Below are 25,600 nucleotides of genomic sequence, written 5' to 3'. Positions count from 1 at the left end.
GGTGCCCGCTTTTCGGCGGCTGGCGGCGTGGGATCGGGTCGGTTGCGGCCGGTGGCTATATCCAATCGGTGTGCCGTCCGGCGCGAACCAGCGTCGCAGGATAGCTTTCTGGCGAGCATAAATTTCGGCTTGCCTTATGAATGATGTTATAACATCATGTGTCGACCGCCGATTGGTTGCCCTCTTGGCCCAGGCGGCGGATCAGCGAAGCGCGCGGCGGGGCGGCCGTTCGGTATCCGCGCCCCCTGCGCCAGCAAGGGAGAGAGGAAATGCGCCGACGCCGCAGTATTTTCCGTGCAAAGCCCGACATCAGCCCCGATATCAACACCACCCCGCTGATCGACGTCATGCTGGTCATGCTGGTGATGTTCATCATCACCATCCCGCCGCCGACCCACAGCGTCGACGTGATGCTTCCGGTCGATACACCCGGGGTGGCGATCGCCGATAGCAATCGGGTGACGATCGATCCCGCCGATATCATCCGCTGGAACGGCGAGGCGGTCGATCTGGCAGAACTTGGCGCGCTGGTAAAACAGGCGGCAGAGCGGCCGCAGGCGGCCACCATCGCCTTTGAACCCGACGCCAACGCGCGCTATCTGCGCGTCGACCAGGCCATTGGGGCAATTCGCCGCAATGGCGCGACCCGATTAAGCTTTCCCGGAATCGATCGATACCGCGCCCTGATCTGACGGCCGTTCCGAGCCGCGGAGGCCGAAGCGGCAGTTCTCGAATGAGAGGGCCGCCGTTATCGGTTCCTCGTTGCCGCGCCGCGATGGGGAGGGCGCGCAACGGGGCGGCGGCTGGAAAGACCCCCTCCAGCGTCTCCCCACCTTTCCATGGTTGCGGCACAGGAAGGTTATGGGCGATCGCAACCGGTCGTCAGTAGCGAATGCCTGATATGGGGAAGGTTGCAGACAGGCCGCTTCCGGTCACGCGACCGGAAATGCGGCCGTCGTTGGCAGTCTATTGCGCGGCAATCAGTCACTCACTTTGATCTGGGGGGCGATGGATGCAATGCAGGAATCATATTCAGACCTGCGAACAGACCCTCTTTTCATCAGAGAATTAGCCTGATTCGGCGACATTGCTGCATCGAGAATATTAGAGACGATCTGCAGATTGTTGAATTGTTTACAGGCTTGATAGTATCCTTCGGGGAGCAGCCTCGTAGCGCTTTCTGGGTAAGCAAGCGTCGGAATTTCATCGTAGTGGACCAATTTCTCTTTCTTGTTTCTGCGAAGCGACAACTGGATAGATCTCGGGATGCCCCGTAGGCGAACCTGTTTACGGTCATAGAGAGTCGTCTTTCGATCTATACGAAGAATGAGCGCATCGGCGTCAGGTGTGCTCGGCCCGGTGTCCTCGGTACATTTCTCCAGCCATTGATGGGCATTCTTACCAAATCGCCTTGGCATTCTAGGGTTGCCGGGGTCGTGAATCGCAAGGGCAGCTTCGCGACAAGAAGCGGCTGATTGGCTGGCAGCCAATCGGCGGCCCAAGAAATCCACTTTGTCGAAGTATCCCACCGCTATAAACCAGCTTGGTGGAACCGGGCTCAAGTCTCCTTCTAACACAAGAAGACGGGGATAATTTCCTGTAAGTGGGATCTTTGGAAGCTTCTGGACATACTCCCTTCGCGCCTCGATTTCGTTCTCATAGCTCCTGTTGGAGACCCATGGCCAAACAAATTGCCCCAATGCTAGAACCAAGCCGATGGCCACGAGCCACCACTTACGAGTTACGAAGCCGGCAGCCCCAAGCCCAAACCCGATGACTAGGAATAGGGCAATCTTGACGAGCAGAAGAAACTGCATCGTTTTCAGGAAGTCGACGATAATTTCCATTGTACTGCCCTCTATCGCTTCCTTGCCTTAACGGCCGATCGGGAAATGGCAGTAAATCCTAAATAAGGTGTGGCATTCCCATAACCCAGCAATTGGCAATGACGACTGACTTCGGAAAGGCCGCTTTTAAGAGGTCCGCACAATCGCTTGAGCGGCAGAGATCGGTCGCTAGCCGACGAACCTCCTTTTCCGTTCGTGTCGAGCGAAGTCGAGGCACCCATCGACACCGCACCTGGCCCGATGGGCATCTCGACTTCGCTCGATGCGAACGGGTCGGGGGGCGGCAACGGCGACGTTCGGGGGCGATACCGGCCATCTGATCCGGATCGGGGCCCGCGCCCTAAATCCGTCACGCTATCGGCGATCCGACCTGCCGTTCCCGGTAGATCGCCCGCTTGGGGGCGTTAGCTGTGCAGGCGGGCCATCAGGCCGCGGGGGCGGTCCCGGGGCGTAGATACTGCATCATGTAATTGACATAATCGGCCTTGCCGAGCGGGACGCCCATGTGGCGCATCACGGCATAGGCCGCGACACGGTGGAAATAGAATTGCGGGTTCGCCCAGTCGCGCACATAGCTCGCCGCGGTCATGTCGAAGGCCATGCCGTTCGGCAGCGTGAAACCGACCGCGCGGTCGCCATCGTCACCGAGCTCGGCCGGTGCAACGCCGTCCAGAAAGGCCAGCGTGCCGGCGATCTGCGCCTGCATGCCCGCGAAGTCGCTGGCATCGTCCGGAAATTCCGGAACCGCCATATCGGCGAGCCGGGCCAAGGGTTGCAGCGCCTGCAGGCAGGTGAAACGGACCTGCGACGACAAGGGGTACATGTCGGGCGCGAGCCGCGCCGCGGCGAACTGGAGCTCGCCGATGTCATTGGTCTGGGCCCAGGCCGCAGCCTTGCCAAGTTCCGTCGACAGGGCGCGCAGCGCCGGAGCATAAGCCGAAATCGTCTGGTCGTAGAGCATGCGCTGTCCTTTGTTCAGGCGGGCCTTTGTTCAGGCGGGCCTTTGTTCAGGCGGGAAGGGGATTGTCCTGGAACTGGAGCCGGGCAAGCCGGGCATAGAGGCCGTCGGCGGCGACCAGATCGTCATGCGACCCTTCCTCGACGATGCGGCCTTCGTCCATCACCACGATGCGGTCGGCGGCGCGCACGGTGGCAAGCCGGTGCGCGATGACGATCGTGGTGCGATCGTGCATCAGCGTTTCGAGCGCATTCTGGACCAGCTTTTCCGATTCCGCATCGAGCGCCGAGGTCGCTTCGTCGAGCAGCAGCAGCGGTGCGCGGCGCAGCAGCGCGCGCGCGATGGCGATGCGCTGGCGTTGGCCGCCCGACAGCCGCGCACCGCCTTCGCCCATGAAGGTGTCGAGCCCGTCGGGAAGCTTGCGCAGAAATTCTTCGGCATTGGCGGCGCGGGCGGCGGCCCACAGATCATCGTCGCTGGCGTCCCAATTGCCATAGCGCAGATTGTCGCGCGCCGAGGCGGCAAAGATCACCGTTTCCTGCGGCACCATGGCGATGCGCGCGCGCACCGCGGCCGGATCCGCATCGGTCAGCGGCACGCCGTCGAGCAGGATGCGGCCCGCCTGCGGATCATAGAAGCGCTCGGCCAATTGGAAGAGGGTCGATTTTCCGGCCCCTGACGGGCCGACGATGGCGACCGTTTCGCGTGGCCGGATGGCGAGCGAGAAATCGTGGAGCGCGGGCGCATCGGGCCGCGTCGGATAGCGAAATTCGACCTGTTCGAAGGCCAGCGTGCCGAGCGGCGGTTCGGGAAGCGCCTGCGGCCGTGCGGGCGGCGCGATCGAGGGTTCGGCGCTCAGCAACTCGCTCAGCCGTTCGGCCGCCCCGGCGGCGCGGAGCAGATCGCCATAGACTTCGGTGAGCGCGCCAAAGGCGCCCGCGACGAGACCGCCGGTGAGCACGAAGGCGGCGATCGTGCCGCCGGTGATCGTTCCCGCCGCGACCCCCTCTGCCCCGTACCAGAGCAGGGTGGTGATCGCGCCGAAAAGCAGGCCGATCACGACCGCGGTGATGGTGGCGCGCAGCCGAACGCGGCGCTTTGCGGTCGCGAAATTCGCCTCTACGGCGGCGGTGAATCGGTCGGCTTCGCGCGTTTCCTGTCCGAACGCCTGGACGATCTTCATCGCGCCCAGTTGTTCGGCGGTAGTCGCGCCGATGTCGGCGACGCGGTCCTGGCTCGATCGCGAGACGTTCTGGAGACGGCGGCCGAGCAGCACGATCGGCAGGATGATCACCGGAATGCCGAGCAATATGCCGCCGGTCAGCCTGGGCGACAGGGTGAAGAGATAGATGATCCCGCCGATACCGATCACCGTATTGCGCAGCGCGACCGACACCGTCGTTCCGACCACCTGTTCGATGATCGCGGTATCGGACGTCATGCGCGAGGCGATTTCCGACGGGCGGTTCTCTTCGAAAAATCCGGGCGCAAGGCGCAGCAGATTCTGCTGAACCGCCTGGCGGATATCGGCGACCGTGCGTTCGCCAAGCCAGCTGACGAAATAGAAACGCAGTGCCGTCGCCAGGGCCAGCACGAGCACGATGATATAGAAAAGCCGGAAATGCGGGGCGACGTCGCCCCCGGCCGCGATGAAGCCGGAGTCGATCATCTCCTTGAACTGATAGGGTATCGCGAGCGTCGCAAGCGCGGCGACCCCCAGCGCGATGCCCGCGATCAGCAATTGCAGCGGATAGCGCCCGGCATAGCGCGCAATCATGCGCAGGCTGCCAAGCTTGCGGCGGGGTGGGGCCGCGGCGGTCGTCGCGGCGGGCGCGGTCTGGTCTGTTGTCGTCGCCATCGTCGACGGCCCTAGCAGCCGCGATGCCGCCGCTCAACGATCCAAAGTGGCGCTGGGCTTCAAGCCATGTGAAGCGGAACGAAATGATGCGTTGCACAATGAAGGCGATTGCCTAGACTGCGCGCCTGACAACAGGCGCCGGAAGAGCGCCGTGGGCAACGCAAGGAACGAGCGAAGAATGTTGTATCACGCCTTTGAAATGCAGCGCAGCTGGCTTGCGGGGGCAAGCGCGCTGGCGACTGCGGGCGCACAGGTCATCCAGCATCCGGCGAATCCGCTGGGTTATTTCAGCGGCAGCCCGATGTTCGCATCGGCGCTGGAGGTGTTCGCGCACGCCGCGGCGCCGCGCGGCAAGCCGGGGTTCGACCTGTTCGAAACGATCGTCGACGGCGAAACGGTGCGCGTGACCGAGGCGATCGAGGCGCGGCGCCCCTTTGGCCAGCTCAAGCATTTCAAGCACAAGGGGGCGAAGGACGCGCCCAAGCTGCTGATCGTCGCGCCGATGTCGGGCCATTATGCGACGCTGCTGCGCGGGACCGTCGAGCGCATGCTGCCCGGCCATGACGTGTGGATCACCGATTGGCGCGACGCGCGCAACGTGCCGCTGGAGGAAGGGCATTTCGACCTCGACGATTATATCGACTATCTGATCGGCTGGATGGAGCATATCGGACCCGGCGCCCATATGCTGGCGGTGTGCCAGCCGTCGGTTCCCAGCCTGGCGGCCGCGGCGGTGATGTCGGCGGCGGGCAACAAGTGCCGCCCGCGCACGCTGACCATGATGGGCGGACCGATCGACACCCGCAAGGCGCCGACCGCGGTGAACCAGCATGCGACGACGCGCCCCTATGCCTGGTTCCAGGAAAATGTGATCGCGACGGTTCCGGCCTATTATCCCGGCGCCGGGCGCCGCGTCTATCCGGGCTTTTTGCAGCTCGCCGGGTTCATGTCGATGAACCTTGGCAACCATCTGATGAGCCATTGGGAGATGTTCAAGCATCTGGTCGAGGGCGACGGCGAAAGCGCCGACAAGACCAAGGAATTTTACGACGAATATCGCGCGGTGTGCGACATGACCGCCGAATTTTATCTGCAGACCGTCGATGCCGTTTTCCAGCGCCATCTGTTGCCGAAGGGCGAGATGCTGCACCGCGGCCGCCCGGTCGACCTGACCGCGATCGAGGATATTGCGATCCTGGCGATCGAGGGCGAGCGCGACGATATTTCAGGGATCGGCCAGACCAAGGCGGCGCTGACGCTCGCCAAGTCTTTGCCCGCCGAAAAGAAGAAATATCTGATGGCGAAGGGCGTCGGCCATTATGGCATCTTCAACGGCCGCAAATGGCGCGAGGATATCGCGCCGGTGGTCGAGGACTGGATGCGCGCGAACGCCAAATAGTCGGTCGCGACTTTTTCCCTTTTGAGCAGCGCCGGGACACCTCAGCCCACGGCGGTGGAGTGCGATGCTGGCGGTGGCCGCGCTTCGGACGGTGATCGCCTCGGCGCTAGTGCGCCGGGGATATCCGGACGCTCCAGTAGATGAGATAGAGCAGGACGGCCCAGAGCAGCAGGATGAAGACCATGCCCGCACGGCTTGAGGGGCGTTCGCTGGCGGCTTCGGCGGCGGCGTGGAGGTCGGCCCACAGCGGATCGGGGATCAGGCGGCGTACCGCCCACAGCCCGAGCGGAACCAGGATCAGGTCGTCGATCCATCCCAGCACCGGAATGAAATCGGGGATGAGATCGATTGGCGACAGGGCATAGGCGGCCACCGCCACCGCCAGAAAGCGCGCAAGGCCGGGGACACGCGGGTCGCGGGCGGCCAGCCAGGCTGTGTGCGCGTCGATGGCGAGCCGAAGGCCAAGATCGCCGATGCGTTCGGAAAGGGATTTGCCGGGCATGGCGCGCATCATTAGACTTCTTCCATGGCTATCCAACTGAAAAGCGCGCGCGTCGAGCGCTGGCCGGTCGCGGGGGCGTTCGTGATCAGCCGCGGCGCGAGGGAGCATGTCGATGTCGTCGTCGCCGAGATCGACGACGATGGCGCGCCGGGCCGCGGCGAGGGGACGCCGATCGATTATCTGGGCGAGGATGCGACGGGATGCCGCGACGCGATCTTGCGCGTGATGCCGCATCTCGCCGGGATGAGCGCCGAAGGCGCGCGCGGCGCGATCCAGGAACTGATGGGGCCGGGGGCGGCGCGCAACGCGCTCGACTGCGCGCTGTGGGATGCCGAGGCGCGGCGGCGCGGCGTCCCCTTGTGGCGGCTGGCCGGATGCGATGGCGCGCCCGCCGCGCGCATCACCGCCTTTACCATCTCGCTGGCCGCCCCCGACCGCATGGCGGCGGACGCGGCGGCGGCGGCCGAAAAGGGCTTTTGCCTTTTCAAGCTCAAGCTGACCGGAACCGGCGATCGCGAGCGGGTCGCGGCGGTGCGCGGCGCCGCCCCCGATGCAAGGCTGATCGTCGACGCCAATGAAAGCTGGGGCCAGATCGACCTGTTGGCCGAGGCCGAAGCATTGGCCGAACTGGGCGTCGAAATGATCGAACAGCCGGTGCCGGTCGGCGCCGATGCCCTGCTCGACGGCGTATATGCGCCCATCCCGTTCATCGCCGACGAAAGTTGCCAGACCGCCGCCGATGTCGCGCGGATCGGTGCCTTTTACGACGGGGTGAATATCAAGCTCGACAAGGCCGGCGGGCTGACCGAAGCGCTGCGGATCGCCGATGCCGCCGACGCGGCGGGGCTGGCGATCATGGTCGGATGCATGCTTTCGACCAGCCTGGCCATCGCCCCCGCCTTTGTCCTGACGCAGCGCGCGCGCTGGGTCGATCTCGACGGCCCCGCGCTGCTGGCGCGCGACCGCGAGAATGGCTTTCGTTTCGGGGGAGGAGAGGTGGCGCCGCCGGATCCCAAGCCGAATCCCTAGCGAGCGGGCTTCAGCGCTTCACGCGGTCCGTTCGCACGTCGGAAGCGAAGGTGCCGACTGCGATGGCGGCGGGCATCAGAGCGTCACTTCGGCGTGACGGCCCATTTCGCCTTCCCGGATCGTCCGCCCGGTCATCAGCTTGAACAGGCCCTTGATCCCGGCATCGGCGGTCCAGATTTCGGCGTCGTCGAGGTCGAAACGCAGCAGGAGGAGGTCGGGATCGTCACGGCCGCCTTCGTACCAGGCCTCGACCGCGTTGGACCACAGATGATCGATCGTGGCGCGGTCGGTAACAGGGGTCAGGGTGCCCGCGACGCAGGCGAAGAGATCATGGCCCTTGGCCGCGAACTGCGCCATCGCCGAGCCGCCCGCCGCCAGTCGGCCGCCGCGGCTGTGAAAGAAGTGGAAGCAGCCGTCATTGTCCTTGTCGAGCTGCGCCGTCATCGGAATGGCGTGATGGTGCGCGCCGTCGAGGGCGACCATCAGATAGGGGCTGGCCGACAATTCCTTCCAGAAACGCTGTTTGATGTCGTCCGTCATCGTGGGGGTTCCTTTCCTTGGCTTGCGACAGACCAACGAGCGGAACGCCCCGATGTTGCCCGGTTCATCCCTTGGCGGGCTCGGCATAGCTGACGATTTCATATTCGATCCCGTCATGGTCGTGGAAATAGAAACGCCGTCCGGGCTCGTAATGGCCGTGATTGATCGGGCGAAGCCCCGCGGCGATCACCTTTTCCTCGATCGCATCGAGATCGTCGACCTGGATACCGATATGGTTGAGCGGCGCGCCCGAGGGCCAGCGGACGCCGGCATGTTCGCCGTTCGGCCCCGTGTATAGGGCGACATAGGCGCTGTCCGATCCGACGTGGATCGTGCGGCCGCCATCCCGTGCCGGACCGTGCCAGCGTTCGTGCCAGCCGAAGATGCGCGTCATCAGCGCGGCGGTGCGGCCGGGGTCGCTGACGGTCAGATTGACATGTTCGATGAAGGGGTGCGTCATCATCATTCTCCTGTTTCCAGATTGACGCCCCTTCTCTGCAATCTAAAGTCGAGTTGAGATCAAGCCCAATCTGTATCGGGAGGTAGCGAGCACATATGCACTGCAGCGACCTGATCGCGATCGGCGATCTGGCGGCGCGAACCGGCGTCGCGGTATCGGCGATCCGTTTCTACGAGGAAAAGGGGCTGGTGGCGGCCCTGCGAACCCCCGGCGGGCAGCGCCGTTTCCTGCGCGCCGACATCCGCCGCATATCTTTCATCCTGATCGCCCAGCAACTGGGCCTGAGCCTGGAAGAGATCGCGGCCGAGCTGGCGCGGCTTCCGGCCGGGCGAACGCCGAACGGTGCCGACTGGACGCGGATCAGCACCGGGCTTCGCGATCGCATCGACGGCCAGATCGCCGCGCTTCAGCGCACCCGCGCGCTGCTCGACAATTGCATCGGTTGCGGCTGCCTCAGCCTCAAGAAATGCGGTCTTTACAATCCGGGGGACAAGGCGGCGCAGCGCGGCGCGGGGCCGCGATATCTGCTCGGCGACCGGGCGGTCGACATCGCCGCGGTCGATTGACGCACGCGCCGCGCCCGATAGAAATGCCGCGATATGCAATGGCTTGGAGAGGTTCGATGAAAGCGTTCTTTCCGGTTCTGTTGGTCGCCGGCGCGATGTCGGCCAGCCCCGTGCTGGCCGCGGAGGCCGCCGTTTCCCCGCTGATCGGCACCTGGGCGGTCGACGTCGCCAGCCTGCCGATCCCGCCGGAGGCACGGCCGAAGAGCGTCACGATCACCTATAGCGACGCGGGGGCGGGGCAGTGGCGGACGCTGGTCGACGTGACGCTGCCCGACGGGAAGATGGTCCAGGCGAAGTCGGTTTGGAGCCCCGACGGCAAGCCCGTCCATGTCGAGGGCAATCTGGAGGCCGATACCGCCGCAACGCGGATGCCCGAGCCGAATGTGATGATCACCGCGCTGGCGCTCGGCGGCGTACCGGGATCGATGCGGACCTACACGGTGTCGCCCGACGGCCGGACGATGACCGAAACGGTGGTGTTTTTCACGAGCGACGGCACGCCGGGGATGCGAACGAACCTGTTCACCCGCGTCGAATAAGCGCGAGCGATCAGACCGCGGTCAGCCGCTCGATATCGGGTGCGCCGGCGAGCCATGCGCCGAAGCGGGCGCCGATCTCGCGGAAATGCGCCGATGCGCGGTGCGCCTCGACCGCCGCCGCATCGTCATAGCATTCGAGCACCTTGTAGGTGCCGGCCTCGTCGGTGCGGAACAGGCGATAATAGCTGTTGCCCGGCTCGTCGGCATTCACCGCCGCCGCGAGGTCGGCGAAGGCCGCCTCGAAATCCGCTTCCTTGCCCGGCTGCACGCGGATGGTCGCGATCACTCCGATGGCGCTCATGTCTTTCCCCCTGGTGTCAGGCCTTGAGATCGGGGTCGATCGTCCAGCCGTCCTCGACCTGGATGCCGAAGCTGTTCAAGATCATCGAAACCTGCGTGTACTGGCCGACGGTCATGACAAGGTCCATGCGCGCCTTGTCGCCCAGCGGCGCGAGCGCGGACCAGCTGGCGTCGGTGACGAAATGGTCGGCGGTCAGTTCGTCGGTGGCGCGCAGCATCGCGCGGTCGAGGGCGCTCCATCCCGGAGCGTCCGGTCCGGTCTTGATCCGCTCGACCTCCTCCTCCGTCAGGCCGCAGTCGAGGCCGATGCGCTTGTGCTGGGTCCATTCATAGCCCGAGCGGCAGTTGAAGCCGGTCCGCAGGATGACGAGCTCGCGGTCGCGCGGGCTGAGCGCGTTGCGTTTGGACAGGATGTAATTGCCCCAGCCGAGAAAGGCGGTCAGCGCGGTCGGCGCATGGGCAAGGGTGCGAAAGATGTTGAGCACCCGGCCGCCCCCGACCTTGCCACCATTGGTGGCAAGGAAGGGTTCGAGCGCGGCGCGCTGGTCGGCGTCGATCCGGTCGAGATCGACCGGCGCGATGCGGGGCGCGCCGAGACGCATCAGAAGACCTCGAACAGGCCCGCTGCGCCCTGGCCGCCGCCGATGCACATGGTGACGACGGCATATTTGACGCCGCGGCGCTTGCCTTCGATCAGCGCGTGGCCGACGCAGCGCGCGCCGGTCATGCCGAAGGGGTGGCCGATCGAGATCGAGCCGCCGTTGACGTTGAGCAGTTCGTTCGGAATGCCGAGCTTGTCGCGGCAGTAGAGCACCTGCACCGCAAAGGCTTCGTTGAGTTCCCACAGGCCGATATCGTCCATCTTGAGCTCGAAGCGTTCGAGCAGCTTGGGGATCGCAAAGACGGGGCCGATGCCCATTTCGTCGGGCTCGGTGCCCGCGACCGCCATGCCGACATAGCGGCCGAGCGGGGTCAGGCCGCGCTTTTCGGCGAGCTTGGCTTCCATAACGACGCACGCCGACGATCCGTCGCTGAGCTGGCTGGCGTTGCCCGCGGTGATCGTGTGGCCTTCGCCCATCACCGGTTTCAGGCTCGCGAGCCCTTCGAGCGTGGTGTCGGGGCGGTTGCATTCGTCCTTGTTGGCGACGACTTCCTTGTAGGAAACCTCCTTGGTTTCCTTGTCGACGACCGCCATCGTCGCCTTGCACGCGACGATTTCGTCGTCATATTTGCCCGACGCCTGCGCGGCGGCGGTGCGCTGCTGCGACTGGAACGAATATTCGTCCTGATATTCGCGGCTGATATTGTAGCGCTTGGCGACGACCTCGGCGGTGCCGATCATCGGCATATAGGTGTCCTTGTGCATCGCGAGCAGTTCGGCATCGGGTTCGATGAAAATCTTTCCGCTGCCGCTGACTTTCGAGATGCTCTCGACACCGCCCGCGACGACAATGTCCTGACGGTCGACGATGATCTGCTTTGCTGCCGTCGCGATCGTCATCAGGCCCGACGAGCACTGGCGGTCGATCGACATGCCGGGGACGGTGACGGGCAGGCCGGCACGCAGCGCGATCAGCCGCGCGACATTCGGTGCCTGCGAACCCTGCTGCATCGCGGCGCCGAAGACGACATCGTCGATTTCGCCGCCCTCGAGCCCGGCGCGTTCGACCGCGGCCTTCACCGAAAAGGCGCCGAGCGTCGGCGACGGGGTGTTGTTGAACGAGCCGCGCGCCGCCTTGGTCAGCGGGGTGCGGGCGGTGGAAACGATGACGGCGTCACGCATGATAATCTTCCTTCTGCTTTGGACCGGTATGTCTTTTCGGGGGAGGTCGGCCGGTCAAACTCGATGTGTCACATCCGATATGATCGTCGCGATCAGACGAAGAACTGGCTGATCCATTCGGCGATCAGCGCGGGCTTTTCCTCGCCCTCGATCTCCACCGAGAATTCCAGTGTCTGCTGCCACTGGCCCGGACGCTTTTCGTCGAGTTCGAGCAATTTGAAATGGCCGCGCACGCGCTTGCCCGAACGGACGGGGGCAAGGAAACGAACCTTGTTGCCGCCATAGTTGACGCCCATTTTGACGCCATCGGGGCGTGGGCAGTCCGATTTTGCCATCAGCAGCGGGAAAAGCGACAGCGTCAAAAAGCCGTGGGCGATGGTGCCGCCAAAGGGCGTCAGCTTTGCCTTTTCCTCGTCGATATGGATGAACTGATGATCGCCCGTCGCCTCGGCGAACTTGTTGATCATGTCCTGATCGACCAGCACCCATTCCGACGAACCGAGCGGCTGTCCGACCAGTTTCTTCATTTCCTGCGGCGGAATCGCAGCCATTTCTGATCCCCTCATCTCTTGTGAAGGGCGTGTTCTAGGCCCGGCGGAACCGGTCGCACAAGGGCCAAGCCATGTGCGCCCGGCGCCGTAGCGTCATTGGGCGGCGGGTTTCGGCTGCTTCATCGTGAGGGTTTCGGCATAGGGGAGAATCATCGTCCCGTCGGGCGCCGCGGTAAAGGTCGTCTGGGTCGGATAGGCGAATTCGTAACCGGCGCGGGTCATTTCCTCGAACAGCCGGATACCGATCGCGGTGCGCGCGGCGATCACCTCGGCATAATCGTCGCTGTGGACGTCGGCGACCAGTTCGAAATCGAGGCTGGAGGCCCCGAAACCGACGAAGCTCGACCGGATGAATTCATGCCCCTCGGTCCGGACCTGCGCTTCGAGCAGCGCGGGCAGGGCGCGCAGCATCGCCGGGCTGGTCTGATACACCACGCCGATCGCGAACTGGACGCGGCGGCGGTCGAGATTGGCGTAGTTGGTGATTTCCTTGGACAGCAGATTGGTGTTGGAAATGACCAGCAACTCGCCGTTCACCGACCGCAGGTGGGTGCTCTTCAGCCCGATGCGTTCGACCGTCGCGATGCTGTTGTCATATTTGATCGTCTGGCCGACCCGGAAAGGGCGATCGAAGATGATCGAGAGCGAGGCGAACAGGTCCGAAAAAATTCCCTGCGCGGCAAGGCCGATGGCGATGCCGCCGATCCCCAGACCGGCGATCAGGCCGGTGACATTGACCCCCATATTGTCGAGGATGACGATGCCGGCGACCGCGAATAGCGCGACGCTGATCAGCAGGCGAATGATGCCCATCGCGTTCGACAGCGTTTCATTGTTGCCGTCGGCGGCGCGGCGCTGGATCAGCCCCAGCACGATTTCGCGCATCCAGAAGGCCGCCTGCATCACCACCGCGACGGTGAAGGCAAAGCGGATCAGTTCCATGACGATCGCGGGCGGCTGGGCATAGCCCGCCACCATGCGGGCCGCGACGATGGCGAGGACCGCCGACTTGGTCTTGTAGATGACACGCCCGACGATATCGGTGAGCGTGAACTGGCCCGCCGCCGCCTGCGCGCGCTTGAGCGCCAGCGAGCGGAGCATCGACAGCAGGAAATAGATCACCAGGCCGGCGACCACCGCGATGCCGATCTGCAGCCAGTGGCTGTTCAGCCAGGCGGCGCTGCTATCCCACCAGTGGCGCATGTCCTCGATCGGGTTGCTGGTCGTTGCGGGGGCCGGCCTGGATGCCGCGGCGGCAAGAAGGGACAGGGTCACGTGGTTCCTCGTTGATCATTTGGTCATTGTCGATGGCGACGGGGCGCTGCGGGCGCTGGCCCCCGCAGCGTCGGGCATCGGCTTCAGATAGGCGAAAATCCCGCGTGGGTAACGCGAAACATTGGAAAGGGCGACGACCGCCCACGATTGTAGCGTCCGGACCGCCGAAAGGTTCCCGCGCGCCGCGCCGCCTATCGGGGCGCGGTCCAGCCGTGGCGGGCCGGAACCTGGGCCGGGCGGGCCATCAACGGCCGCCAACCCGATTCGCTTTCGCGCCGCCGGCAATAGGTCGAAAGCCCGATTTCGAGCGCCAGCATCATATAGATGAAGGGCTGGAACGCGATGCCGACGAACAGCGACCCGACCATATAGACGATGTGGCCGTTCTGCAGCGCGGTCGCGAGCGGGGCGATCCATTGCTCCTCGGCCCGGCGGGTTTTCAGATAGCGGCGGCGCAGCCGTTCCATCTGAAATATCCCGGCGAAATGGAGGAGCAGCCACATCGCGGTTCCCGGATATCCCTGTTCGCCCAGCATTTCGAAATAGCTGCTGTGATAGGCGCGCGACTGTTCGTCATGAACCGTCGGACCAGCCGCGCCGGGATCGGCCGATCCCGACGTCGATGCCTCGGTTTCGACGCGCAGCCGGTTCTGGATATAGGCGTTGAACCCGCCGCCGAAGGGGTTTTCCTTTGCATAGTCCCAGGTCCACGCCCAGACCGCCACGCGCGTCGAGGCCGACTGGTCGGATTTGTACCCGCGGATCGTTTCCATCCGGTTGGTATAGCTTTCCGGAAGGAAGGGCACGGCGGCAACGGCGAGCAAGGCGGCCCCGCCGATATAGAGCATCCGGTGCTTTACGGTGCGCAGCGAGAGGATCGCGAGGACCGCGAGACAGACAAGACCGGTGCGCGCCTGCGTCCCCACCGGCAGCAACATGCAGGCAAAGCAGAGCGCGAAGCAGAAGAGCGAGACCCGCCAGTCGGGCGGAAAGATGGTGCCATGACGGCGATACCAGAGGATCAGCGGGATGATCGCAACGCCGACCGTGGACATGATCGACCCTTCGTACAGGCCGAAATTTTCGTCGAGCAGCAATTGCAGCGATCCATAGCCGCCGCCGCCCATCGCCGTTTTCATCCCGCCCGCGATGGCGATCGACGCCGCCGACAGCAACATGATCAGCGCCAGCGATTCGATCCGCAATTTCGTGCGCAGCGCCAGCGGCAGGAAGATCGCCCACAGCAATGCTTTCCACACCCAGCTCCACTTGTCGGCCGCCTCGACCGGGAAATCGGCGTTGATCGTCGTCATCCAGCAATAAAGGAGCAGCAGCAGCAGCAAGCTCTGGCGTCCCGACCAGCGGGTATCGCGCTTGTCATCGGCCAGCAGCCACCCCCCGACGGCGAGCCCGAACACGATCAGCGACACCGGCAGCGCGTTGATGAGGAAATAGCTGAGCCGTTGCGGCGCGACGATATCGATGTAGCAAAAGCACAGGATGAACAGAAAGGGTTTGCGGAACCCCACGCCGATAAAGGCAAACAGAAAGGCGACAAAGGCGATGTCACGCATGGCCGGGCGTGTCCTCTGTCGTGGCGGGGCGCGTCGCGGTTTCGGCGTCGCGCTGTTGCTGCCAGCGCATCCGCGGGCTGACCTCATGGTCGAGATCGTCGCGGTGCAGCATGCGCCACAGCGCGATGGCCATCAGCACATGGGTCAGGGCAATCGAGAAATTGTCGACCATCGAGCGGCAACGCCTAGCTTTTCTGCGACCCTGTCGGGTCTCTTGCGGCGGCTCTACGCCAAGGGGGTTGACGCCGCGTTAAGCCTTCTATGTCAAAGCGCAAGCCCATGACCCGGATCCTGCACATTCTTGACCATAGCCTGCCGACGCACAGCGGCTACACCTTTCGGACCCGCGCGCTGATGAAGGCGCAAGCCGCCAAGGGGTGGGAGGTCGCGGGGGTGACGGGGGTTCGTCATCCGATTCCCGGCCCGGCGGTCGAAACGGTCGACGGGCTGACCTTTCATCGCACCCCGGCGGTCGCGCCCGCCCGCTCGCCGATCCGCGAATGGCGCGAAATCGGCGCGCTGGCGGCCCGGACCGAGGCGCTGGTACGCGAATGGCGGCCCGACCTGCTCCATGCCCATTCGCCGGTGCTCGACGCGCTGGCGGCGCTGCGCGTCGGAAAGCGGCTTAATATTCCGGTCATCTACGAGATTCGCGCCTTTTGGGAGGATGCCTCGGTCGGAAATGGAACCGGGCGCGAAGGCAGCGCGCGTTACCGGCTGACCCGGCGGCTGGAGACCCACGCCGTCCGGTCGGCCGACGCGGTTGCCGTGATCTGCGACGGACTGCGCGACGACCTGATCGCGCGCGGCATCGATCCGGCCAAGATCATCGTGTCGCCGAACGGGGTCGACCTTGACCTGTTCGGCGATCCGCCGCCGCGCGACGATGCGCTCGCCGCCGCGCTGGGACTGGCGCCGAGCGACGCGGTGATCGGCTTCATTGGCAGTTTTTACGATTATGAGGGCATCGACGATCTGATCGCGGCGATGCCGGCGCTGGTCGCGGCGCAGCCCGCCGCGCGGCTGTTGCTCGTGGGGGGCGGGCCGATGGAGGCGGCGCTGAAGGCGCAGGCGGCGGCATCGCCGGTCGCGGCGCACATCCATTTCGTCGGCCGCGTGCCGCACGAGGAGGTCGAGCGATATTATTCGATGATCGATATCCTGGCCTATCCGCGCAAGAAGATGCGGCTGACCGACCTTGTCACGCCGCTGAAACCGCTGGAGGCGATGGCGCAGGGAAAGCTGGTCGCGGCATCGAATGTCGGCGGGCACCGCGAACTGATCGAGGATGGCGTGACCGGAACCCTGTTTACGCCCGACGATCCGGCAGCGATCGCTGCCGCGCTGGCCGGGCTGCTTGAAAATCGGGCGATGTGGGACGAACGACGCCGGACGGCACGCATCTTCGTCGAAACTCATCGTAACTGGTCATCAAACATTTTACGTTACGAGCCGGTTTACCAGCGGTTGCTGCACCGCGACGGCATCGGCCGGGCGGCGTAGCGAAAGGGAAGGGCGGTATTGAAAGCAATGCCGCAGATTTGGAACGATATGCACGAAGCCAGCGACATCCGGCGGCAACCGACCCTGAAAGGGCTGCTTCGTGGCCTGCGCCCGGCGGTCCCCGCGATCATCGGCGCCGCGGCGCTGACCTTTCTGGTCGTGGCGGTCATGCCGATGGCATGGGTCGCGGCGATCAGCTGGAACCTTTATCTCGATCGCCTGTCGGACTTTTTCGTGCCGCCCGTCGGCAATGCCGCGCGGCTTGGCCTTGCCATCGGCATGGCGGGAGCGGCCGCGATCGTGGCGGGCTTTGTGGCGTTGCTCGTCACTCGCCCGGAAGAAACCGGCGTCGCCGCGCTGGCGCGCCGGATACGCGGGCGCAAGGCGGCAGCGAGCGCGGACGATGAAGCGGTGTTGCCGCGCCGCCGCGCCGACCTTCACCCCGATGATGCGCTGCGCCCGCCGATCCGCGCCGGCCGCGACCTGCCGCCCGAAGGGTTGGGTCCGCTCGTCCGGCCGTTCGCCAACGAAGAAGCGCCGGTCGATATCCAGGTTGATGTTCCGGCCGATCCGGTGATGGGCGATGGCGGCGACGAGCTGATCCTTGCCGACCTGGCGCCCGATGCGGCCGTGGAACCCGGCGAGGAGCCGTGGCTGCAGCCCGTTGCCGCGACCGGACCCGCGCTGCCCGATCCGTCGGACAACAGCCTGGGCGCGATGGTTGCGCGGCTGGAGGCCGGCCTGTCTCGACGCCGTGTGGCGCCCGGCGGCCCGTCGGCACCGGCAATTCCGGTTCCGGGTTCGGCGGCCGCAGAGACGGCCCCCGAAACGGACGCCGGATCCGAGGCGGACCCCGAAATCGACTTTGCGCTCGAGGCCGCGCTCGGGACGCTGCAGCGGCTCAACCGACAGGCGACCGGCTGATCGGGTCACGCTTCGACGGTCAGCATTTCGATCGTCAGGCCGCGCCCGTCCGTCGCCGGCTCTATGGCGACATCGGCGACGATATGCCCCGGTACATGCCATTGCTGGTCACCGAACATCTGCTGCATCGCCGCGGCGATCACCTCGGCCCCCGCGGCCATCGCGGGTGCGCCATCCGGTACCAGCGTGCAGGGAAAAACATGCCGGGCCCCGACGAAATTCGCGCTGGCCCAGGGGCGAAGCGTGGAGCGGCCGAGTTCGATCCCCGTCGGCATCATCCGCGCGAGCAGGCGGGCAAGTCGCCGGTGCGGGCAAGCCGTGCGCCCCGGTGCCGCGGGCGACCAGCGGATCATGCCCGTCCTCCGCCAGCCTGGCGCGCCGCACGGGTACGAAGGTCGCCCACTGCCGCAATACGCCCGGCATCGCGATCGGCACGCCATTTGTTCATGAAATGTTCCGTACGACAGATGATCTGACGCCCCGGTTCGCGCCCGCCGCGCAGGTCGCCGACCAGGCGCGGGTCGCGGACGGCGGCGCGTCCGAACACGCTGGGCGGCATGGCCGATTCCTTCAGAAACGCTTCGATCCGTTGCAACAGGCTGCGCTCCATATTTTCCTGCCTGTTCGGTGATGAGCGGATGAGTCGCTCGATAGGATATTTCCTATCTGATGATTGATTTCCTACTTGTCTAGGAAAAATCCGCTTGCTAGGACGAAATAGGAAGGACCAGCGCTTGACCGATTTCGACGATGATCCGCGCGCGGCGCTCGACCGGTTGTGCCGGGACCGGGGGGTTGATTATGCGCGCCTTTCGGACGTGATCGGGCGCAATCCCGCTTATATCCAGCAATATATCAAGCGTGGATCGCCGCGGCGTCTGGCGGAAGGGGATCGCGCGCGCATCGCGGCCTATCTGGGCGTGCCCGAAGCGGTGCTGGGGGCGCCGGTGCAGCGGGTCGCGACATCGGTGCGGGGCGCGCATGGGAATGATATGCTGCTTGTCCCCAAGCTGGCGATCGGCGCTTCGGCGGGGGCCGGGGCGAGCATCGACGGCGAGCCGGTCGAGGGGGCTGTCGCCTTTGATCCCAAATGGCTGCGCGATCTGGGCGCCGATCTGCGCGCGCTCAGCATCATTCGGGTCGAGGGCGATTCGATGGCGCCGACGCTGGACGATGGCGACGATATATTGGTCGACGGCGGCGATGCGGCGTCGCGGCTGCGCGACGGCATCTATGTGCTGCGCATGGAGGATGTGCTGATGGTGAAGCGCGTCGCGCGCGTTCCGGGGCAGGGGCGCATCGCGGTGATCAGCGACAATCCGCATTATCGCAATTGGGACGACCTGCCGATGACGGCGGTGCAACTGGTCGGACGGGTGATCTGGACCGGGCGCCGGGTACGCTGATCGGCCCGATCGGGATCAATAGGGCGCCGCCATCAACGCTTCGATTTCATGGTCCAGCACCTCGGCGCGGCGGCATTGATCATCCTTGCCGTCGCGGCACTTTTCCATCGCCTTGTCGCGCTGGCGCGACAGCTTTCCAACCTGTTCCTCGCGCTCGCGCAGCGCCCGGCCGCGGTTGCGGTCGGCCTCGTCCTGGCTGGTGGTCGACCAGTCTGCGACCTGCCCGACGGCCTTGACCGGCGCGGTGACGACCGATTTGACCGTGCTGACGCAGCCGCCCAGCACCGGTGCGGCGAGGGCCGCAAAGATGAACATCCGCATCGTCTTTCTCCTTGCCGGTTGCCGCCTATCGCATAAGCGCCGCTTTCTGAACAGCGGGTTGCGGTGGATCGGGGCATTGCACCGGTATCTGTCATATGATTGAAACAAATGGTTAAATTTGCGTTTACCTTGACGTTCTAGATCGGTGCCGCCGGCGATACGCCGTACCCCCCATCCAATGAGCAGAGCCATGAACCCCGCCGCCCTTGTCCCCGCCTCCGGCCACTCGACCACCCTGCGCTGCGACGCGCATTTGTCCGAGGTGATCGACCTGTTCCGCAGTCAGGCGCGGTTGACGATCCTGACGATCGTCGATGAACAGCATCGGCCGGTGGGAATTATCCGCGAACAGCGGGTGCGTGAGCTGCTTTTCTGTCCCTATTGGTTTTCGCTGATGCAGAATCCGACCATCGGCGGGTCGATCGACGCGATGGTCGAACCCTGTCTGGTTGCCGATGCCAGCGAATCGACCGCCAGCCTGCTTCGCCGGGTCGCGCGCTCGGCCGGATGCGAAGGGCTGGTGCTGGTCGATCGTGGCCGCTTTGTCGAAACGCTCGACAGCGGGCAACTGGCGAAGCTCGCGATGATGCGCGAGATGGAGGCTGCGCAGGAGCAGGCCGCGCGCGGCGTGCGCGTCGATACCGAAGGGCGCCGGTTCCAGGAGGATATCGCCGCGCTTGCCGAAGCGATGTCGGAGGCCGCGCGCGAGGTCGAAATGGTCGCTGCGGGCCTGTCCGACCGTTCGGAACAGACCGGCCGCGATGCCGCGTCGGTGGCCGGGGCGTCGTCGCAGACGCTGGCCGGGCTGACGCAATTGGGCGAGCATGGACATGGCCTGGCCCACAGCCTGTCGCGGATCGTCGAGGATGGCACCCATGCGCGCGCGGTCCGGCATCAGGCGCAGGCGAAGGTCAAGCAGGCCGGGGAACGTGCCGCGGCGCTGAAGGGCGCGAGCCAGTCGATCGAACAGATGATGCGGCTGATCATCGACATGGCCGGGCGCACCAACATGCTGGCGCTGAACGCCGGGATCGAGGCCGCCCACGCCGGCGAGGCCGGCCGCGGGTTCGCGGTGGTCGCGGAAGAGGTCAAGATGCTGGCGCGTCAGACCCGCGCGGCGGCGAGCGACATCACCCCCTATATCGCGCGGATACGCGAAATCGTCGGGCAACTGGCCGAGGGCTTTGCCGAGGCCGAACGCGAGATCGATGCCAACAGCGCCTTTTCGGATGCCGTCGATGAAGCGGTTACGGGGCAAAGCGCCACCGCGTTGTTGATCGCCAGCTATGTCGAACAGGCGGTGATGGCCGGACGCGAGATCGACGACCGCGTTCGCCATATCAGCCGCGATGCGTCGTTGGCGGGGTATGGCGCCGCCTCGCTCGGCGAGCTGGCTTCGGGGCTGACGCGAACCGCGCTGTCGCTGCACCAGCGCACCCGACAATTTGTCGAGAGCGTCGCTGCCGCCTGACTTTACGCGGACGTCACAATGGCTTGCCGCGCGGCGACAGGCTGCTACTCTTCCCTACGCGCCGGTGGCGTATGACCACCGGGTGGGAGGAGGGTCATATGACGAATATGCAAAAGGGCTTGGCCGAGTTTATCGGCACATTCTGGCTCGTGTTCGGCGGGTGCGGCAGCGCGGTTCTGGCGGCCGCCTTTCCCGATGTCGGTATCGGCCTGCTCGGCGTGGCGCTGGCTTTCGGTCTGACGGTCGTGACCATGGCCTATGCCATCGGGCATATTTCGGGCTGTCACCTCAACCCGGCGGTTACGGTCGGCCTGTGGGCCGGCGGGCGTTTCGACGCGCGTGACATGCCGCTCTATATTGCCGCGCAGGTCGCGGGGGGCATCGTCGCTGCCTTTCTGCTGCTGTATGTCGCGAGCGGGAATCCCGACTATAGCGTCGCGGCCAACGGGCTTGCGGCCAATGGTTTCGGTGAGGGATCGCCGGGCGGCTATGACCTGATATCGGGCTTCACGATCGAGATATTGCTGACGGCGGTATTCCTGTGGATCATCATGGGATCGACCGACGGCCGGGCGCCCGCGGGCTTTGCGCCGCTGGCGATCGGCCTTGGCCTGACGCTGATCCACCTGATTTCGATTCCCGTGACCAATACGTCGGTCAATCCGGCGCGCAGCACGGGCCCGGCGTTGGTGGTCGGCGGTATCGCCCTGCAGCAATTGTGGCTGTTCTGGGTTGCGCCGCTGCTTGGCGGGCTGGTCGGCGGCTGGCTTTATCGCACCGTCGGCGCCGACGCAGGCGCCAAGCCCGATATCGAAGGCGATTGACGATCCGTCCGGCGGGGGCGTCTGCCTCCGCCGGTTCGTTTCGGTCCGCCTATTTCAAGAGATCGAGCGCAAAGGCGCGCACGTCGGCGGCCATGTCGGGGCGGCCGAGCGCCACCGCCAGATTGGCCTGAATATAACCGGCCTTTGATCCGCAGTCATAGCGGGCGCCATCGAAGGTCACGGCGTGGAAAGGCTGCGTCCCGATCATCGACGCCATGGCGTCGGTCAGCTGAATTTCGCCGCCCGCGCCCTTTTCCTGGCTTTCCAGTACCCGCATCACTTCGGGTTGCAGGATATAGCGGCCCGAGATGATGAGGTTCGAGGGTGCCTGATCGACCGGCGGCTTTTCGACCAGCGCGGTCACTTCGGTCAGCGCGCCTTCGGCCCGCCCCGGCGCGATGACGCCATAGGAGGAGACCTGTTCGCGCGGAACCTCCAGCACCGAGATCAGATTGCCGCCGACCTTGTGATAGGCATCGACCATCTGCTTCATGCAACCAGGCGAGCCGTGCATGAACTCGTCGGGCAGGAAGATCGCAAAGGGTTCGTCGCCCACGATGTCGCGCGCGCACCAGATGGCATGGCCAAGGCCCATCGGTTCCTGCTGACGGACATAGGCGCAATTGCCCGGCCCAAGCCGCGTCGGCGCCAATACCGACAGATCCTTGCCGCGTTCCGACATCGTCTTTTCGAGCTCGAACGCGATGTCGAAATGGTCCTCGATCGCGCTCTTGCCCCGTCCGGTGACGAAGATCATCTGTTCGATCCCCGCCTCGCGCGCCTCGTCGACCGCATATTGGATCAGCGGCCGATCGACGACGGGCAGCATCTCCTTGGGGATCGCCTTGGTCGCGGGCAGAAAGCGGGTGCCAAGGCCCGCGACGGGAAATACGGCTTTACGGATCGGTTTCATCACGGCGGCTCTAATCGCGAAGGGTTGCGAAAGAAAGAACGGCGGACGGGAGCGCGTCCGGTCGATCGTTCAGGGCGGCGTGACGATGACCACGACGCGGCGGTTGTCCTGGCGACCCTCCGGGGTGTCGTTGCTGGACAGCGGAAAGGTTTCGCCGCGGCCGATGATCTGATCGGCGGCGAGTTGCATGCCGTTCGTCAGCATCGGCGCCGCGACGGCTTCGGCTCGGGCTTGCGACAGGCGCTGGTTATAGGCTTCGGTGCCCACCGAATCGGTATGACCCTCGACACGCGCGCTCCGGATGTCGACCGAGACCAGATGGCGCGACATGGCGGCGATGCGATCGATCTGTTCGACCTTGAGCGCGCTTTCGTCGGTGTCGAAGAGCAGGCGATCGGAAATGGTCAGTTGCCAGTCGGGGCCGCTTTCGACGAAGCCTTCCGATTGCAGGGCGGCGATCTGTTCGGGGCTGAAGCCCGACGGCGGCGGCACGGACTGACAGGCCGCGAGCAGGGCGGCAAGAAGCGCCGCCGCGAATATTCGGAATCGGGAAGAGGGCAGGGTCATCATTGAGCTCCAGTGGACATCATGACAGTTTGCGTGCCAGCTTGTTACTGTACATCGCGGCATCGGCGGCAGTCAGCAGCGCGGTGGTATCGCCCCCATCGTCGGGATAGATGGCGACGCCGACGCTGACCGACGCAGAATATCGGGTGCCGTCAGGCAGGGTGAACGGATCCTCGACACAATCGCGGATACGCGCGGTCAGCGCCTCTGGCGCGGCATCGTTATCGAGTGTGTCGATGATCACGACGAACTCGTCGCCGCCGATCCGCGCCGCGAAATCGCCCTTGCGCAGCGTGCCCTTGATACAGGCCGACAGGGCGATCAGCACCGCATCGCCCGCCGCATGACCGAAATTGTCGTTGACTGCCTTGAAATTGTCGGCGTCGATGAACAGCAGGGCAAAGCGGGTGCCGCGCGCCTCCGCCGACTGGACGCGCTGCGCCAGTTGTTCGTCGAGCGCCGCGCGGTTCGGCATGGTGGTGAGCGGATCGTGCGAGGCGCGGTGCGCCAGCATGGCCCGTTCATCTTCCATATGCCCCTGCCACCCCTGAAGCTCGTCGAGCAGGGTGTTGATATCGCCGCCCAGCCGGTCGAGTTCGGCAATCCGCAGCGTTTGCACCCGCTTGTCGAAGCGGCGATGCAGGCGGACATCGTGGGCGACGGTCGCGATCTCGTTCAGCGGCTTGACCAGCTCATATTCGAACCGGCGGGCAAGCGCGATCGTCCCGAGCGCGGTGACAAGCAGGCAGGCCAGGCCCGCCAGCAGCCCCAGTCGCACATAATCGGTCAGCGTCGAACTGTCGCCCCACACCTCGATCGTCCCGATCACCGAGCCATTGCGCCGGATCGGAACCGACGCAGGGTCTGGAAAGAAGAGGTTGGTCAGAAACGGTGTCGGGTCGCTGACGGGAGAGGTCCAATGCGCCAGCGGGCGGCCGCGGTCGTCCAGAACGCGCAGCCGGGCGACGCCCGCCATATGCGTCAGCGGCTCGATCCCCTCGCGCGCCGCGACGGGGTCGTTGAAAACGAGCGCCGGCTCGACGCCATAGGCGCCGAGTTGCGCCGCGAGTTCGATATTGCGGTCGGCGTAGCTGCGCAGCGCCGTCACCCCGGCAAGCAGGATGGTCATGCCCGACAGCGCCACGGCGAACAGGGTGATGCCGAAGTGAAAGCGCGACAACAGGCGTTGCAGCGTCGTGCGCGGGGCCGATTTGTCGCGGGTGGGCGGGGCGGTCATGGCCGCCCTCCATCGTCGCTGCCGATTTTCAGAACCCGCGGGTCGATCCGCAGCGGGCCGCGGCCGATGGCGTCGAGATTGACCGAAAAGCCAAGCCCGCCGGTGCGCCCCGCCAGGCAGAACATGGCGCCGTACAGGCAATTGGGATCGTCGTCGGTCAGGGTCAGGACGGGACGGCCGCGTACCCAGGCGATCAGGCGCTGGCGGTCGCTGACGGGCATTCGGCCCAGGAACAATATGTCGCATCCGCCACCCGTGACCTCGGCCGCCGCCGTGCGGCGCACGACCAGCTTGCCGCGTCCGGGCATTTCGGGCGCAATGGGGTCGGCCAGCTTCGGCTGGCCGATGACGCACAATGTACGGGGCGCCGGGGATGGGTCGTCGGGCCAGCGGGCGTAGCTGATGATCCCGCCGATCATCCGGTTTGCCGTGTGGGCGATTCCCCGAGCGCCGCCCTCGACGAGCGATTGGCTGGCGACCTGAACCGTCATCTGTGGCGCGGACGAAAGCGCGCTAATCAGAAGCAGTGATGCCAGCACCCTGTCGCAATCCCCAACTGTGCCTTCGGCGCGATCCTGCCCCGACAAAGCGGCGTCCGCTAGTCAAAAGCGGCGGAAAGTCAATGAAAACCGGTGCCGTGCGGCCAATTTGCAACAGGGTGGTCTATGATCAGTCGGTACGCAGCCGGTCGGAAAATCCCTTGCGCAGCTTTGCGAGCTTGGGCGGGATGACGGCCATGCAATAGGGGTTGCGCTGCCCCTCGCCATCCCAATAGGCCTGATGATAATCCTCGGCCGGATACCATTGGGATGCTGCTTCGACGGTCGTGACGATCGGCGCGGGCCAGTCGGCCTGCGCGCGTGCGATACCGGCGCGCACCGCCGTTTCCTGCGCTTCGTCGCGTGGGAAGAGCGCGCTGCGATACTGGGTGCCGACGTCATTTCCCTGACGGTTGAGCTGGGTCGGATCGTGGGTTGCGAAAAACACGTCGAGCAGATCGTCATAGGATATGACGGCGGGATCAAAGGTGATGCGGATCGCCTCTGCATGGCCGGTGTCGCCGCCGCACACCTGTTTATAGGTCGGATCGGCGACGGTGCCGCCGATATAACCGCTTTCGACCTTTTCGACCCCGGCAAGCGACTGGAACACCGCCTCGGTGCACCAAAAGCAGCCGCCGGCGAAGATGGCAGTGTCACGGGTCATGATGTCGATCCTTGGTAGAAAGATGGTCCATCTCGAAAATAGGCGCG

Annotated in this window: 31 protein-coding genes; 10 read left to right on the top strand and 21 right to left on the bottom strand. The window is 65.1% G+C overall.

Annotated features, from left to right (window positions below; all coding sequences use genetic code 11):
- Positions 1-269 precede the first annotated feature (269 nt).
- Positions 270-692, top strand: a complete 423-nt coding sequence (locus U0S50_RS00760; protein ID WP_322306841.1) for a biopolymer transporter ExbD — start codon at positions 270-272, stop codon at positions 690-692.
- A 288-nt stretch (positions 693-980) separates the two neighbouring features.
- Here U0S50_RS00760 and U0S50_RS00755 read toward each other — a convergent pair whose 3' ends face one another.
- The 3 genes from U0S50_RS00755 to U0S50_RS00745 form a co-directional block, all read right to left on the bottom strand.
- Positions 981-1,847 carry a hypothetical protein gene (locus U0S50_RS00755; protein WP_322306840.1) on the bottom strand — a complete coding sequence of 289 codons (867 nt, stop codon included), beginning with the start codon at positions 1,845-1,847 and terminating at the stop codon, positions 981-983.
- 424 nt (positions 1,848-2,271) lie between these two features.
- Positions 2,272-2,808, bottom strand: a complete 537-nt coding sequence (locus U0S50_RS00750) for a DUF1993 domain-containing protein (RefSeq protein ID WP_322306839.1) — start codon at positions 2,806-2,808, stop codon at positions 2,272-2,274.
- 46 nt (positions 2,809-2,854) lie between these two features.
- Positions 2,855-4,663, bottom strand: a complete 1,809-nt coding sequence (locus U0S50_RS00745; RefSeq protein WP_322306838.1) for an ABC transporter transmembrane domain-containing protein — start codon at positions 4,661-4,663, stop codon at positions 2,855-2,857.
- Positions 4,664-4,841: 178 nt separating this feature from the next.
- Here U0S50_RS00745 and U0S50_RS00740 point away from each other — a divergent pair, with 178 nt between their 5' ends.
- Positions 4,842-6,062 (top strand): polyhydroxyalkanoate depolymerase, encoded by a 1,221-nt coding sequence (locus U0S50_RS00740; RefSeq protein ID WP_322306837.1) that lies wholly within the window; start codon positions 4,842-4,844, stop codon positions 6,060-6,062.
- 106 nt (positions 6,063-6,168) lie between these two features.
- Here the strand turns inward: U0S50_RS00740 and U0S50_RS00735 are convergent, their stop codons facing one another.
- Positions 6,169-6,564 (bottom strand): YkvA family protein, encoded by a 396-nt coding sequence (locus tag U0S50_RS00735; RefSeq protein WP_322306836.1) that lies wholly within the window; start codon positions 6,562-6,564, stop codon positions 6,169-6,171.
- 24 nt (positions 6,565-6,588) lie between these two features.
- On the opposite strand from U0S50_RS00735, the gene U0S50_RS00730 reads away from it, so the two are divergent.
- On the top strand, positions 6,589-7,593 hold the full coding sequence (locus tag U0S50_RS00730) for a dipeptide epimerase (RefSeq protein ID WP_322306835.1): 1,005 nt from the start codon (positions 6,589-6,591) through the stop codon (positions 7,591-7,593).
- Between the two features lie 75 nt (positions 7,594-7,668).
- On the opposite strand, the gene U0S50_RS00725 is transcribed toward U0S50_RS00730, so the two are convergent.
- Together U0S50_RS00725 and U0S50_RS00720 are read right to left on the bottom strand one after the other, a co-directional pair.
- A complete protein-coding gene (locus U0S50_RS00725; RefSeq protein ID WP_322306834.1) occupies positions 7,669-8,133 on the bottom strand; it encodes a pyridoxamine 5'-phosphate oxidase family protein in 465 nt (154 codons plus the stop codon).
- A gap of 64 nt (positions 8,134-8,197) precedes the next feature.
- Complete coding sequence (locus U0S50_RS00720; RefSeq protein WP_322307267.1) at positions 8,198-8,593, bottom strand: VOC family protein; 396 nt, start codon at positions 8,591-8,593, stop codon at positions 8,198-8,200.
- A 95-nt stretch (positions 8,594-8,688) separates the two neighbouring features.
- On the opposite strand from U0S50_RS00720, the gene soxR reads away from it, so the two are divergent.
- Both soxR and U0S50_RS00710 read left to right on the top strand, forming a co-directional pair.
- Positions 8,689-9,159: a redox-sensitive transcriptional activator SoxR gene (gene soxR, locus U0S50_RS00715; RefSeq protein WP_322306833.1), complete on the top strand. Its 471-nt coding sequence runs from the start codon at positions 8,689-8,691 to the stop codon at positions 9,157-9,159.
- Positions 9,160-9,215: 56 nt separating this feature from the next.
- Entirely contained in the window at positions 9,216-9,698 is a 483-nt protein-coding gene (locus U0S50_RS00710; protein ID WP_322306832.1) for a hypothetical protein, read from the top strand.
- Between the two features lie 10 nt (positions 9,699-9,708).
- On the opposite strand, the gene U0S50_RS00705 is transcribed toward U0S50_RS00710, so the two are convergent.
- The 7 genes from U0S50_RS00705 to U0S50_RS00675 all read right to left on the bottom strand — a co-directional run bounded on the left by U0S50_RS00705 (position 9,709) and on the right by U0S50_RS00675 (position 15,353).
- Positions 9,709-9,999, bottom strand: a complete 291-nt coding sequence (locus tag U0S50_RS00705) for a putative quinol monooxygenase (protein ID WP_322306831.1) — start codon at positions 9,997-9,999, stop codon at positions 9,709-9,711.
- A 16-nt stretch (positions 10,000-10,015) separates the two neighbouring features.
- Positions 10,016-10,600: a carboxymuconolactone decarboxylase family protein gene (locus U0S50_RS00700; protein ID WP_322306830.1), complete on the bottom strand. Its 585-nt coding sequence runs from the start codon at positions 10,598-10,600 to the stop codon at positions 10,016-10,018.
- On the bottom strand, positions 10,600-11,781 hold the full coding sequence (locus U0S50_RS00695; protein WP_322306829.1) for an acetyl-CoA C-acyltransferase: 1,182 nt from the start codon (positions 11,779-11,781) through the stop codon (positions 10,600-10,602). The genes U0S50_RS00700 and U0S50_RS00695 overlap by 1 nt, the downstream gene beginning before the upstream one ends.
- A gap of 92 nt (positions 11,782-11,873) precedes the next feature.
- A complete protein-coding gene (locus tag U0S50_RS00690; protein ID WP_322306828.1) occupies positions 11,874-12,332 on the bottom strand; it encodes a MaoC family dehydratase in 459 nt (152 codons plus the stop codon).
- A gap of 93 nt (positions 12,333-12,425) precedes the next feature.
- Entirely contained in the window at positions 12,426-13,535 is a 1,110-nt protein-coding gene (locus U0S50_RS00685; protein ID WP_416194945.1) for a mechanosensitive ion channel family protein, read from the bottom strand.
- A 263-nt stretch (positions 13,536-13,798) separates the two neighbouring features.
- Positions 13,799-15,181, bottom strand: a complete 1,383-nt coding sequence (locus tag U0S50_RS00680; protein ID WP_322306826.1) for a putative O-glycosylation ligase, exosortase A system-associated — start codon at positions 15,179-15,181, stop codon at positions 13,799-13,801.
- Complete coding sequence (locus U0S50_RS00675) at positions 15,174-15,353, bottom strand: hypothetical protein (RefSeq protein WP_322306825.1); 180 nt, start codon at positions 15,351-15,353, stop codon at positions 15,174-15,176. Before U0S50_RS00675 ends, U0S50_RS00680 begins: the two co-directional genes overlap by 8 nt.
- A 107-nt stretch (positions 15,354-15,460) precedes the next feature.
- Between U0S50_RS00675 and U0S50_RS00670 the strand changes: the two genes are divergently transcribed.
- Both U0S50_RS00670 and U0S50_RS00665 read left to right on the top strand, forming a co-directional pair.
- Positions 15,461-16,684 carry a TIGR04063 family PEP-CTERM/XrtA system glycosyltransferase gene (locus U0S50_RS00670; protein ID WP_322306824.1) on the top strand — a complete coding sequence of 408 codons (1,224 nt, stop codon included), beginning with the start codon at positions 15,461-15,463 and terminating at the stop codon, positions 16,682-16,684.
- A 27-nt stretch (positions 16,685-16,711) separates the two neighbouring features.
- Positions 16,712-17,608, top strand: a complete 897-nt coding sequence (locus tag U0S50_RS00665; RefSeq protein ID WP_322306823.1) for a hypothetical protein — start codon at positions 16,712-16,714, stop codon at positions 17,606-17,608.
- Between the two features lie 5 nt (positions 17,609-17,613).
- On the opposite strand, the gene U0S50_RS00660 is transcribed toward U0S50_RS00665, so the two are convergent.
- Together U0S50_RS00660 and U0S50_RS00655 are read right to left on the bottom strand one after the other, a co-directional pair.
- Positions 17,614-17,961: a hypothetical protein gene (locus U0S50_RS00660; protein WP_322306822.1), complete on the bottom strand. Its 348-nt coding sequence runs from the start codon at positions 17,959-17,961 to the stop codon at positions 17,614-17,616.
- On the bottom strand, positions 17,958-18,218 hold the full coding sequence (locus U0S50_RS00655) for a hypothetical protein (protein ID WP_322306821.1): 261 nt from the start codon (positions 18,216-18,218) through the stop codon (positions 17,958-17,960). The genes U0S50_RS00660 and U0S50_RS00655 overlap by 4 nt, the downstream gene beginning before the upstream one ends.
- Positions 18,219-18,342: 124 nt before the next feature.
- Here U0S50_RS00655 and U0S50_RS00650 point away from each other — a divergent pair, with 124 nt between their 5' ends.
- Positions 18,343-19,014: a S24 family peptidase gene (locus U0S50_RS00650; protein WP_322306820.1), complete on the top strand. Its 672-nt coding sequence runs from the start codon at positions 18,343-18,345 to the stop codon at positions 19,012-19,014.
- Positions 19,015-19,029: 15 nt separating this feature from the next.
- Here the strand turns inward: U0S50_RS00650 and U0S50_RS00645 are convergent, their stop codons facing one another.
- Entirely contained in the window at positions 19,030-19,335 is a 306-nt protein-coding gene (locus U0S50_RS00645; RefSeq protein ID WP_322306819.1) for a hypothetical protein, read from the bottom strand.
- A 190-nt stretch (positions 19,336-19,525) separates the two neighbouring features.
- Between U0S50_RS00645 and U0S50_RS00640 the strand changes: the two genes are divergently transcribed.
- Together U0S50_RS00640 and aqpZ are read left to right on the top strand one after the other, a co-directional pair.
- Positions 19,526-20,806 carry a methyl-accepting chemotaxis protein gene (locus U0S50_RS00640; RefSeq protein ID WP_322306818.1) on the top strand — a complete coding sequence of 427 codons (1,281 nt, stop codon included), beginning with the start codon at positions 19,526-19,528 and terminating at the stop codon, positions 20,804-20,806.
- Between the two features lie 98 nt (positions 20,807-20,904).
- A complete protein-coding gene (aqpZ, locus tag U0S50_RS00635; RefSeq protein ID WP_322306817.1) occupies positions 20,905-21,630 on the top strand; it encodes an aquaporin Z in 726 nt (241 codons plus the stop codon).
- A gap of 49 nt (positions 21,631-21,679) precedes the next feature.
- Here aqpZ and galU read toward each other — a convergent pair whose 3' ends face one another.
- From galU to msrA, 5 genes are all read right to left on the bottom strand, one after another.
- Positions 21,680-22,543, bottom strand: coding sequence for a UTP--glucose-1-phosphate uridylyltransferase GalU (gene galU / locus U0S50_RS00630; RefSeq protein WP_322306816.1), 864 nt, complete (start codon positions 22,541-22,543; stop codon positions 21,680-21,682).
- Positions 22,544-22,612: 69 nt separating this feature from the next.
- Positions 22,613-23,113 carry an OmpA family protein gene (locus U0S50_RS00625; RefSeq protein WP_322306815.1) on the bottom strand — a complete coding sequence of 167 codons (501 nt, stop codon included), beginning with the start codon at positions 23,111-23,113 and terminating at the stop codon, positions 22,613-22,615.
- Positions 23,114-23,129: 16 nt separating this feature from the next.
- Complete coding sequence (locus U0S50_RS00620; RefSeq protein ID WP_322306814.1) at positions 23,130-24,347, bottom strand: diguanylate cyclase domain-containing protein; 1,218 nt, start codon at positions 24,345-24,347, stop codon at positions 23,130-23,132.
- Complete coding sequence (locus U0S50_RS00615; protein ID WP_322306813.1) at positions 24,344-24,838, bottom strand: YfiR family protein; 495 nt, start codon at positions 24,836-24,838, stop codon at positions 24,344-24,346. Before U0S50_RS00615 ends, U0S50_RS00620 begins: the two co-directional genes overlap by 4 nt.
- 178 nt (positions 24,839-25,016) lie before the next feature.
- The gene (gene msrA / locus U0S50_RS00610; RefSeq protein WP_322306812.1) at positions 25,017-25,553 is read right to left on the bottom strand and encodes a peptide-methionine (S)-S-oxide reductase MsrA; all 537 of its coding nucleotides are present in this window, start codon (positions 25,551-25,553) and stop codon (positions 25,017-25,019) included.
- Between the last annotated feature and the right edge of the window lie 47 nt (positions 25,554-25,600).

Origin of the sequence: Sphingopyxis sp., from assembly GCF_034380315.1 — a bacterium.
Lineage (GTDB): Bacteria > Pseudomonadota > Alphaproteobacteria > Sphingomonadales > Sphingomonadaceae > Sphingopyxis.
Note: the sequence above shows the minus strand (reverse complement) of the source record. Positions and strands in the feature narration are given on the sequence as shown.